This is a genomic window from Microbispora hainanensis (assembly GCF_006874475.1).
GTDB classification, from domain to species: Bacteria; Actinomycetota; Actinomycetes; order Streptosporangiales; family Streptosporangiaceae; genus Microbispora; species Microbispora hainanensis.
Map to the genome: position 1 here is coordinate 60,922 of NZ_VIRM01000049.1, position 10,401 is coordinate 71,322.

Below are 10,401 nucleotides of genomic sequence, written 5' to 3' on the forward strand. Positions count from 1 at the left end.
CTTCATTCTATTCCTCAAGCTTCTTGTTATTGAACTGAACTGCGTCCAGGAGCAGCTGGGCCAGCGCTTGCGGGTGGGTGAGCATCACGTTGTGCGGGCCGTTCATAGCGATGGTCGGGTACCCGATCGCCGCGGCGAGCCGGTCGAAGGGGTAGGGCTGCGGCCGGCAGCAGATGGCGGTGCCGGGGATTTGGTCGACGGCTCCGCTCAGCCGGGTCGCTTCGGTGAACGTGCGCAGGGGTTGTGGCCGCAGACGGGGGGCGAGCCAGCGTGTGTCGTCGGGGTCGGTGATGCCGTAGCTCGCCGGGGGTGGGGCGGGGATGTGGCAGCCGTCGGTGGTGGCGTGGGCGGCGGCGCGGATCGCGTTGACGAAGGCTTGGGGCACCAGGCTGAACATGCTCGCGCCGTCGCCACCGGCCCAGCCGTCGATCAGGATGACGTGGTTCACCAGGTCGGGTTGCAGGTCGGCGGCTTGGCGGACGATCAGGCCGGCGTAGCTGTGCCCGACCAGCACCACGTCCTCACCGGCTGTTGCGGCGATGTCCAGACAGGTGAGGACCTCATCGACGTGGGTGTCCAGGCCGGCGTCGCCTTCCAGGGTGAGGGCGGGGGTCAGGGTGCGCATCCCGGCGTTGTGCAGGAACGGGGTGAGGCGCTCCGAGGCCCAGGGGCCGTGCCAGGCGCCGTGCACGAGAATGAAGGTGGTCATGCTGTTCCTCATCAGTGAAGCAGGGGCAGAACGTGACCGGCGAAGTTCTCCAGGGCCGCGTGGTGGTCGTCGGCGGCCAAGCGGATGACCACATGGCGAGCACCGGCCTCGGCGTAGGAGGCGAGCCATTCCGCAGCTCCGCGAGCCGTACCGGCGAACATGGCCTGGACGGCCTCGACAGCCTCCAGCGGTGCGTTGTAATAGCGCTCGATGCTCACGCGCAGGCGCTGGCGTGCCCGCTCGGGGTCCTCATCCAGGCACAGCGTCGCGTACAGGGCGGCAGTGACCGCCCGGGCCGCGCTCTGCTGGATAGCCGCCCGCTCCCAGGCGTAGGTCCGCGCCTGGGGCGGGTAGGACAGCCAGCCGTCGGCCAGGCGGGCCACGCGCCGCAGCGCCGCCTCGCCGCCTCCGGCCAGCCAGATCGGCGGGCCTGCTGGACTAACGGGCACGGGAGCCGGCCTCACACCGTGGAAGTCGAAGTGCCGGCCGGCGAAGGAGACCTCCCGGCCGGTCCACAGCTGACGCATCGCCTCGATCGATTCCTCAAGGCGGCTGATGCGGCGCGCAAAGGAGACGCCGATCGCGGTGAACTGAGCTTCGGTGCCCCGGTTGGGAAATCCGCCGCCCATGCCGACGATCAGTCGCCCGTCGGCGAGCCTGTCCAGGGTGGCGAGCTGGTGCGCCAGCAGGATCGGATGACGGAGCGCGGGCAGCAGTACGGCAGTGCCGAGCGTGATGCGGCGGGTGGCGACAGCTACGGCCGACAGCAGGAGCAAGGGGTCGGCGCGGGGCCTGGTGAGGGGGCTGTCGCCGGCCCACACCGAGTCGAAACCGAGCGCTTCGGCACGTCGCGCCTGTTCGACCAGCTGCTCCAGGTCGTGATCGCCGCGTACGGCTTGATCGCGCGTTGGCAACAGGTAGCCAACCTTCAATGAGGCCATGTGATCCCTCTCGTCGCCATGGGATTCTCGATCTTAACCGTTGACTTCCTATTATTGAAGTCTATGATTCTTTTTCAAGTAGCACACCTGCTAAGGAGATCATCATGACGAACGCGCTCTACACCGCCCAGGCCCACGTCGCCGGAGGCCGGGCCGACGGCCACGGACGCACTGCCGACGGCAGGCTGGAGGTAGACCTCAGGCAGCCCAAGGAGCTGGGCGGGGACGGCGAAGGGGTCAACCCCGAGCAACTGTTCGCCATCGGCTACGCCGCCTGCTTCGCCACCTCACTTGCCCTGGTGGGCCAGCGCAAGCACCTGCGCGCCGACAACTCGGCAATCGACTCGAAGGTCATGCTCATCCCCGCCGGCAACGGTGGCTTCAAGCTGGGCGTCGAACTGGAGATCAGCCTGCCGTCCATCGCCGACCTCACCCAGGCCACCGACCTGGTCCGGGTGGCGCACCAGGTGTGCCCCTACTCCAACGCCACCCGCGGCAACATCGAAGTTGCGCTGGTCGTCAACGGCACGCAGCTGTGACACCGCCGCGTGCCGGACACCCTCACGAGATAAGGGTGCCCGGCACGGGGCATACACCCGCAGGGAGGCCTGCGGACTCACTCAGTAGCCCCTCCACCATGATGGCCACGCGCACAGTGCCGGCCTCACCAAATTGGTCCTCTATTCGCCCCCGAGATCGGACCTCGTCGAGGGTACCGATTCCTGCCAGGCTGAGGGGCATGACGACGACGGCAACGCGCTTCGACGGCCAGGTGCTCACCCCTGGCGACACCGGCTACGACACCGCCCGCACCATCTGGAACGCCATGATCGACCGGCGTCCGCGAATGATCGTCCGCGCGGCGAGCGTCGCCGACGTGGTCACCGCCGTACGGCTGGCCCGCGCGCAGAACCTCGAGATCGGGGTGCGCTGCGGCGGCCACAACGCCGCAGGCTTCGCCGTGCCCGACGGCGGTCTCATGATCGACCTCACGCCCATGTGCGGCGTGCGGGTCGACCCGGCCCGTCGCCGGGCACGGGTGCAGGGCGGCGCGCTGCTCGGTGCGCTGGACCGGGCGTCCCAGGCGTACGGCCTGGCCACCACCGCCGGCAACGTCTCACACACCGGAGTCGGCGGGCTCACGCTCGGCGGCGGCATGGGCTGGCTGGCCCGCCAGTATGGCCTGGCCTGCGACAACGTCGCCTCCTACACGATGGTCACCGCCGAAGGCGATGTCGTCACCGCGAGCCGCACCGAGAACCCCGACCTGTTCTGGGGCCTGCGCGGCGGTGGCGGCAACTTCGGCATCGTCACCGAGTTCGAGTTCCGCTTGCACCACACCGGCACGCGGACGCTGGCCGCCGAGTTCGACTTCCGCGCCGAGGACGCCGTCCCGGTCATCGAGCGCTGGCGCGACCTGAACGCCGTCGCGCCCCGGCAGGCGACGTTCACCGCCGGTGTCGCGAGCGCTCCCGCCGGCCCGATCGTCACGCTGGGGTTCGTGTGGGTCGGCGACCCGGACGAGGGCCGCCGGCTGCTCCCCGCGATGGCCGCGCTCGGGCGTCCGGTCGCCTCCCGCGTCACCACACCGTCCTACCTCGAACTGCAGCGACGCGACGACTCCACCGGCGGCCACGCCTACCGCCGCTATTCCACGGGGCACTACCTGCGGAGCTTCCCCACCGCGGCGATCGAGGCCTTCCTGCTGCGCGGCCGCCCCGACCTCAGCGCGAGTCCGGAGCTGCCGGGCGTCGGCCTGCAGGCTCACGGCGGCGCGATCAACGATGTCCCGGACGCGGACGCGGCGTTCAGCCACCGTGGCACGATGTTCGAGTTCGGCGCCGGCGCCCGCTGGACCGACCCTGCCGAGGACGACGCCAGGATGGGTGCGGCCCGCTCCGCCGGCGCCTCGCTCGAGCCGTACGCCAGCGGAATCTACGTCAACTCGTTGTCGGCCGACGAGCTGGCCGATGGACAGCGCGGCGTTCGGCGGGCGTACTCGGCGGCGAAGCTGGCCCGGCTGACCGCGCTGAAGACCGCCTACGACCCGGCGAACGTGTTCCACCTGAACCAGAACATCCGCCCGGCACTGTGACGGCGGCCCTGTGACGGCGGCCCTGTGGCAGATACACGGTGACGGGCCGCGTCACGACCCCCGTACGTCCCGGATGGCCGCCGCCAGCAGCGCGACCCCCTCGGCGATGGCGCTCTCGCCGAGGATGGCGTAGCCGAAGATCAGGCCACCGGGCCCGGCGGCGGCGATCCGGAACCGCCCGACGCCCTGGATGGCGAGCCCGTGCCGGGCGGCGGCCGCCACCACCGCCGCCTCGTCGAGGCCGGGCGGGAGCCAGGCGACCACGTGCTGCCCGGCGGCGATCCCGGCCGGTCGCAGATCCGGCAGATGCGTGCGCAGCGCCTCCAGCAGCGCGTCACGCCGGCGCCGGTAGACCGGACGCATCCGGCGCAGGTGGCGGTCGAACTCGCCGCGGCCGAGAAAGTCGGCGAACGTCAGCTGGTCGATGACCGACGAACCACGGTCGGCGAGCAGCTTCGCCGCGGCGACGTCGGCGACCAGGTGGGCAGGCACCACCATCCAGCCGAGCCGCAACCCCGGCGCGAGCGTCTTGCTGGCCGTGCCGCAGTAGACGACATGCTCGGGCGCCAGGCCCTGCATGGCGCCCACCGGAGACCGGTCGTAGCGGTACTCCGCGTCGTAGTCGTCCTCGATCACGATCGCGCCGCGGCGTCTCGCCCAGCGGATCACCTCGGCCCTGGCCGCCGCCGGCAGCACCCCGCCGGTCGGCCACTGGTGCGAGGGCGTGAGGACCAGCGCGTCGGCGTCGACCAGGTCGAGGGCGTCGACCCGGACGCCGTCCGGACCCACCGGGATGCCGACCACGTCCAGTCCCGCGGCCGCGGCCAGCACCCGGGCGTCGTCGTCGGACGACGGGTCCTCCATGGCGATCCGCCTGGCCCCGCGCCGCGCGAGCACCTGGATCAGCAGCGAGATGCCCTGCCCGTAGCCGTTGCAGACGACCACGTTGCCGGGGTCGGCCAGCGTGCCGCGCACCCGGTTGAGGTAGTCGCACAGGGCCTGACGCAGTTCCGGCACCCCGCGCCCGTCGAGGTAGACGAACCGGTCGTTGGGTGTGGTGGTGAGCACGGTGCGCACCGAGCGCAGCCAGGCGGCTCGCGGAAACTGCGACACGTCGGTGCGCCCGTATCCGAAGTCGATCCTGAAGCCGGCACCGCGGGCGGCCGGCTGCGCCGTCGACGCCACAGAGTCCGAAGTCGCAGCGCCCGAAACCGCAGCGCCGGCGGCGGCCGGTGGCATCGACACGGCGACCTGGGTGTAACCGCCCGATCGGCTGGCGAGGTAGCCCTCGGCCACGAGCTGCTGGTAGGCCTCCACGACCACTCCGCGGGAAACCCCGAGCCCGGCCGCGAGGGTGCGGGAGGGGGGCAGCGACGCGCCCGCTCGCAGCCGACCGGCCCGGATGCTCGCGCGGATGGACGCCTCGATCTGCCGATGCAGTGGCACCCCGGCGTCGCGGTCCAGTTCGATGAGCAGGTCCTCGGCCGGGCCGGAATCGGTCCTCAATCGCCCCACGGGATCGGACCTTACCGGGCGTGTACCGTGTGCGGGCTCCTGATCGACCTCAGGCGCGGCTACGTCGCCGAGCACGTAGCCGGGGCGTTCTCGTACTCGGCGGAGAGGCTGATCAGCTCATCGAGTCGATCGTGAGCCCTGGTCAGGGGGATCCGCTCGGGCAAATCCCGGCGGATCTCCTTGGCCGGACGGCACATGGTCAACCAGCAGACTGGCGAGGCACATCGAGGACGCGAGCGGTCATGGCATCGCCGTCGCCATGACCGATCTCATCCGTTCGGGAGAACTGGCGCCGGGCAGCGCGGGGTCCGCATCAGCTGTGGGCATCGGCGATCGGATCAGGGATGCCGACGCCGGCCCTCTCCCCTTTCGTACGGCCCGATTTACCGATCTTGCGCACTCCAGGCGCGATCATGACCAGCGCGCGGACGACGATGTTGGCCACGGCGGCGATCACCAGGATGGTGGTGGGCCGGACGACCGTGACGAGCAAGCCGGTAGCCGCCATACCGAGGGGGTTGAGCGCGAGCGAGCCGATCCATTCGTAGGAGCTGATCCGGGACAGTGCGTCGGAAGGGATCTCACGCTGCAGGGTGCTGAGCCACAGGGCGTCGGCCACGGTCACTCCGATGGCACCCAACAGGGCGAGGACGGCGAGCGGCTCGAAACCGAACGCCAGGGCGAGGCCCAGGAGAAAGAGGGAGTCCAGGCAGACGATGAGGTTGGAGACGAGGAGCGGACGGGAGGGTCGCCACCAGAACAGGAGCAGGCTGCCGAGCACCGATCCCACGCCCTGTGCGGCGATGACCAGCCCCCAGGCAGAGGCACCTATGCCATCCTCGCCAGCGGCAAGTACAGGGCCGATGACGAAGATGGCGGGGCGGACGATGCCTTGATAGAAGCCGAAGCTGCTCACCATCGACCAGACCCAGCTGCGCGCGGCGAACTCACGCCAGCCCGTGACGAGGGACTGGCGCAGACTCTCTTCCGCTTCGGCGGTCGGTTGCCTGCGCGGGAGACGGGTGAGCAAGGCGGCACTGACCAGAAAGAGCAGGGCGTCGCCGAGCACAACGAATCCCGGGTTCCAGACGACGATGAGACCGCCGGCGACCGCGGGCCCGCAGATGAAGGCGATGCTGCGGCTCAGAGTGACGAGTGCGGTCGCGTCCTGGATGCGCTCGGCGGGTACGAGGTCCGGCACGACACCGGTGTTGGCGGGAGTGAAGAAGGCACGCCCTATCCCCCAGAGCGCCTGCAGGATAAGGAGCAGGACCAAGTCCGCGTTACGGGAGATCAACAGGACGGCCGTGGCTGCCTGGCTGAAGGCCATGCCGAGATTCGTGGCGATCATGATGGTCTTGCGTGGGGCGCGGTCTCCGATCGCTCCACCCACCACCAGGAGCAGCACCTGCGGAACGGTTTGAGCTGCCAGCACCAGGCCCAGCGTGGACGCCGAGCCCGTGGTACGCAGCAGGGCGAAGGCCAGGGCCACCGGCGCCATGCTGGCACCGAACATATTGAGGGATCTGGAGAGCAGATAGGACGAGAATCCGGGGACGTCGAGCATCGCTCTGCGGCGCAGTTCGTGCACGCGGTTTACCGTGTTCCTTGTTTGCTGAACTCGTCCTTGACGGACTGAAGGGAATCGAAGAAGAATCCCAGCTCGGCCCGGGTGTTGTAGAAGTAGGTGCTCATTCGGCAGACGCCGTCCTCGCTCAGCCGATCCACCAACGGCTGCGCACAGTGATGGCCGCCCCGCGTGGCGATGTTGTAGGCATCGGCAAGCACCTGACAGAGCATGTCCGCGGGGACGCCGTCCAAGCGGAAGGAGAACGTGCCGACTCGGTTGGCACTCTCCCGCGAGCCGAAGAGCGAAACGCCCTCCATCCGGCTGAATCGGCGCAGCGCGTCGGCAGTGAGTTCAGCCTCATAGGCTTGGATCGCGCCCATGCCGAAGCGGTCCACGTAATCGATGGCGGCGGCAAGTCCCAGGGCACCGCTGATGTTCGGCGTACCCACCTCGAAGCGGGACGGGCCGCCCAACGGGAGCGCCGAGGACGCGGAGACGCTTCGCACCGTGCCGCCGCCGACGGACACCGGGGCGAGGCCACTCAGCAGGCTCTTCTTGGCATAGAGCACGCCGACTCCGGTCGGGCCCAGCATCTTGTGCGCCGAGAAGGCCAGGAAGTCGACGTCCAGTTCCGCGGCGGAGAATCCGCAGTGCGGCACACCCTGAGCCCCATCGACGGCCAGCAGGCATCCGTACTCCCGCGCCAGCCGGCTGACAGCCGCGATGTCGTTCACAGTGCCGGTCACGTTGGAGGCATAGTTGAGCGCCACCAGCCTGACGCCACCCGCCCGCAGGTGGGTCTCCAGGCTGTCGAGGTCGACCGAGTAGTCGTCCCGCAGCTCGATGTACTTGACGCTCACCTCCTTCCCGAGGTTCCGCCAGGGCAGGAGGTTCGAGTGGTGCTCCGCGAGAGTGGTCAGGACGACGCCGTCGTCGACCAGGCCGTTGCGGTGCAACAGTTGGGCGACAAGGTTGAGGCTGGCACTGGCGTTCGCGGTGAAGACGATCTCATCGGTGCCGGCCCCGACGAAGCGCGCCACGGTCTCCCGAGCCTCCTCGAACAGGCGGGTCGCCTCGATGGCCTTCGCGTACGACGCCCGGTGGATATTGGCGTTGAGTTCGCTGTAGTAGTGCGCCACGGCCTCGACCACAGGGCGAGGGGTGAGCGATGTCGAGGCGCTGTCCAGGTAGACATAGGGGGTGTCGCCCGGTCCGCCACGCAACAGGTCGAAGTCCTGCCTGACCGCCTGGATGTCGAGTTCGGCGACGGCTTTCCGCTCTGGTGTCACCACTGTCTGCTGCTTCACGCGACGACACGGTCCCTGCTGCGCTCGTACTGCATGAGTTTTCGCATGGCCGGCAGGAGCGGGGTGCCCACTCGGGCCCGGGTCGCGTCATCCAGTGCGGCCGCGACACGCTCCATGCTCGCCTGAGCCAGCACGACGAAGCCGTTGCGGGACAACTCGCCGCGGATCGTCCGGAGAACGGCCTCGTCATGGGCCGCCGCATCGCCACGACTGAGCGCGTCGAAGGCTCCCTCGACCACCGTCCGCGTCACTCGCACGGATTCGCCCTGGGACTCGGCGAGCGTCTCGATCTTGCGGGCCACCTCAGCGGCAGCGGTCTCGACGGTGGCCACCACGCCGATGTCACCGCCGGTCTTCACGGCCTCCTGCACCATCGCCTCATCGATGGTCAGCAGCGGCACACGCAGCATGGGCGCGACCGACGCCGCGGCCTCGGAGACCGACGAGCAGGTGCAGAGCACCATGTCCGCGCCGGCCTCTTCGGCGCGAAGCGCGTGCTCGAGTATCCGCCGGCGCAGATCGACCCGATCCATTCCTCCACTGCGGACCCCGGCCAGGATGGAGTCGTCCACGATGTTCACTATCTCCACACCGGGCAGCTCCGCACGGGCCATCTCCACGGTGAAGGGCACCAGGACCAGGTCGGTGAAGAGAAACGCGACTTTCCCGTTCATGTCCCCTCCTCAGATCGCCGTCGAAGCGTCTGGATCACATGCGTATCCGCTGCCGATGGGCTCGCCGTAGTTGAACCACACGCTCTTCCACTGGGTGTACTCGTCTATTCCGAGGATGCCGTTCTCCCTGCCGTAGCCGCTCGACTTGAAGCCTCCGTAGGGCGAGGCCGGGCTGAGCGCCTTGTAGCAGTTGATCCAGAGAGTCCCGACGTCGATCCGCTGCGAGATGCGCATGGCGCGACTCAGGTCGCTGGTCCAGACGGCGCCCGTCAAGCCGTAGCCGACGCCGTTGGCCATGGCCACCGCCTCGTCCTCGCTGCTGAACTTCATCACCGCGACCAGGGGGCCGAAAATCTCCTCCTGGGCGATCCTCATCGTGGGCAGAACGTCGGCAAAGACGGTCGGCTCCAGGAAATTGCCCTGGCCGCAACCCGCTTCCGCGGGCGGGCCCCCGCCGTGCAGCAGCTTGGCACCCTCCTGCTGGGCGGACTCTATGAACGCCATGGTCTTCGCGTACTGAGCCTCATTGCTGACCGGCCCCATTTCGGTTTCCTCGCTGAGCGGATCGCCCACGACGATGCCGCGGGTAATCGCCATGAACTCCGCCATGAACTCGTCGTAGACGGCTTCATGGACGAGCAGGCGGGAACCTGCGGCGCAGGACTGCCCCGCGCCGCCGAAGGCAGCTCTGACTGCGGACCGCGCCGCGGCCTTGATATTGGCGTCCGGGAAGACAATGTTCGCGGACTTGCCGCCGAGTTCGAGATTGACCCGCTTCAGCCCGACCCCCGCTTCGCGCGAGATGGCCCTCCCCGTCTCCACACAGCCGCTGAAGGAAACCTTGGCAATTTTCTCATGCCGGACCAGCGCAGCTCCCACTGGATCGCCACTGCCGGTGACGACGTTGACCACCCCGGACGGAATCTCGGTCTCCTTGAGCAACTCGGCAAACCGCAGGGTGCTCAGGGGGGTGAACTCAGAGGGCTTCAGAACCGCGGTGTTGCCAGCCATCAGCGCCGGAGCCAGCTTCCAGGACATCAGCAGCAGCGGTGAGTTCCACGGGAGCAGCAGCGCGGCCACCCCCAACGGCTGCCGCACGGTGATGTTCAGATACTCCCCGTCGACGGGGATGACGTCGCCCTGGAGCTTGTCCGCCAGCCCGCCGTAATAGGCGAACGTACGGGCAGCAGATTCAACTTCCTTTCTGGTGTCGCGGACAGGCTTGCCGTTGTTGCTGCTCTCAAGCACTGCCAGCTCGTCGCGATGGCGCAGCATCAAGTCCGAGACGGCGCAAAGTATCCGGCCCCGCCTGGAGGCGTCCAGCCGAGACCAGCATCCGCTGTCATAGGCCTCCTTGGCCCGTGCCACGGCGGCCTCGATCTCCTGGACGCCGGCTTCCGCGACGACGGCCAGCAGCTCCCCGTTCGCCGGATTCACGATCTTTCGCTCGCCCATTTTCACCCTTCATTTCACTACCTCGACTCGCCGATCACTCCACACCATGGCGGTCCGTACGGCCGATGCGATATCGGGAACATCGAGCTTGTACTTGGCCAGGAGGGACCGGTACTCCCCCGACTCCGTGAAAGT

The 10,401-nt window shown here is 68.7% G+C and carries 9 protein-coding genes; 2 read left to right on the forward strand and 7 right to left on the reverse strand.

What is annotated here, in order from left to right:
- Window positions 1–7: 7 nt before the first annotated feature.
- Together FLX08_RS30790 and FLX08_RS30795 are read right to left on the reverse strand one after the other, a co-directional pair.
- Window positions 8–709 carry an alpha/beta hydrolase gene (locus FLX08_RS30790; RefSeq protein ID WP_142623771.1) on the reverse strand — a complete coding sequence of 234 codons (702 nt, stop codon included), beginning with the start codon at window positions 707–709 and terminating at the stop codon, window positions 8–10.
- Window positions 710–720: 11 nt separating this feature from the next.
- Entirely contained in the window at window positions 721–1,650 is a 930-nt protein-coding gene (locus FLX08_RS30795) for an LLM class flavin-dependent oxidoreductase (RefSeq protein ID WP_142623772.1), read from the reverse strand.
- Between the two features lie 104 nt (window positions 1,651–1,754).
- Here FLX08_RS30795 and FLX08_RS30800 point away from each other — a divergent pair, with 104 nt between their 5' ends.
- A complete protein-coding gene (locus tag FLX08_RS30800; protein ID WP_142623773.1) occupies window positions 1,755–2,189 on the forward strand; it encodes an organic hydroperoxide resistance protein in 435 nt (144 codons plus the stop codon).
- Window positions 2,190–2,389: 200 nt separating this feature from the next.
- Window positions 2,390–3,745 (forward strand): FAD-binding oxidoreductase, encoded by a 1,356-nt coding sequence (locus FLX08_RS30805; protein ID WP_142623774.1) that lies wholly within the window; start codon window positions 2,390–2,392, stop codon window positions 3,743–3,745.
- A gap of 51 nt (window positions 3,746–3,796) precedes the next feature.
- On the opposite strand, the gene pdxR is transcribed toward FLX08_RS30805, so the two are convergent.
- From pdxR to FLX08_RS30830, 5 genes are all read right to left on the reverse strand, one after another.
- Window positions 3,797–5,251 carry a MocR-like pyridoxine biosynthesis transcription factor PdxR gene (pdxR, locus tag FLX08_RS30810; protein ID WP_208761767.1) on the reverse strand — a complete coding sequence of 485 codons (1,455 nt, stop codon included), beginning with the start codon at window positions 5,249–5,251 and terminating at the stop codon, window positions 3,797–3,799.
- 322 nt (window positions 5,252–5,573) lie between these two features.
- Window positions 5,574–6,851: an MFS transporter gene (locus FLX08_RS30815; protein ID WP_142623776.1), complete on the reverse strand. Its 1,278-nt coding sequence runs from the start codon at window positions 6,849–6,851 to the stop codon at window positions 5,574–5,576.
- Between the two features lie 5 nt (window positions 6,852–6,856).
- Window positions 6,857–8,137 (reverse strand): aminotransferase class V-fold PLP-dependent enzyme, encoded by a 1,281-nt coding sequence (locus FLX08_RS30820; protein WP_142623777.1) that lies wholly within the window; start codon window positions 8,135–8,137, stop codon window positions 6,857–6,859.
- Window positions 8,134–8,811 (reverse strand): aspartate/glutamate racemase family protein, encoded by a 678-nt coding sequence (locus FLX08_RS30825; protein WP_142623778.1) that lies wholly within the window; start codon window positions 8,809–8,811, stop codon window positions 8,134–8,136. Before FLX08_RS30825 ends, FLX08_RS30820 begins: the two co-directional genes overlap by 4 nt.
- Before the next feature lie 9 nt (window positions 8,812–8,820).
- Window positions 8,821–10,266: an aldehyde dehydrogenase gene (locus FLX08_RS30830; protein WP_142623779.1), complete on the reverse strand. Its 1,446-nt coding sequence runs from the start codon at window positions 10,264–10,266 to the stop codon at window positions 8,821–8,823.
- Window positions 10,267–10,401 lie beyond the last annotated feature (135 nt).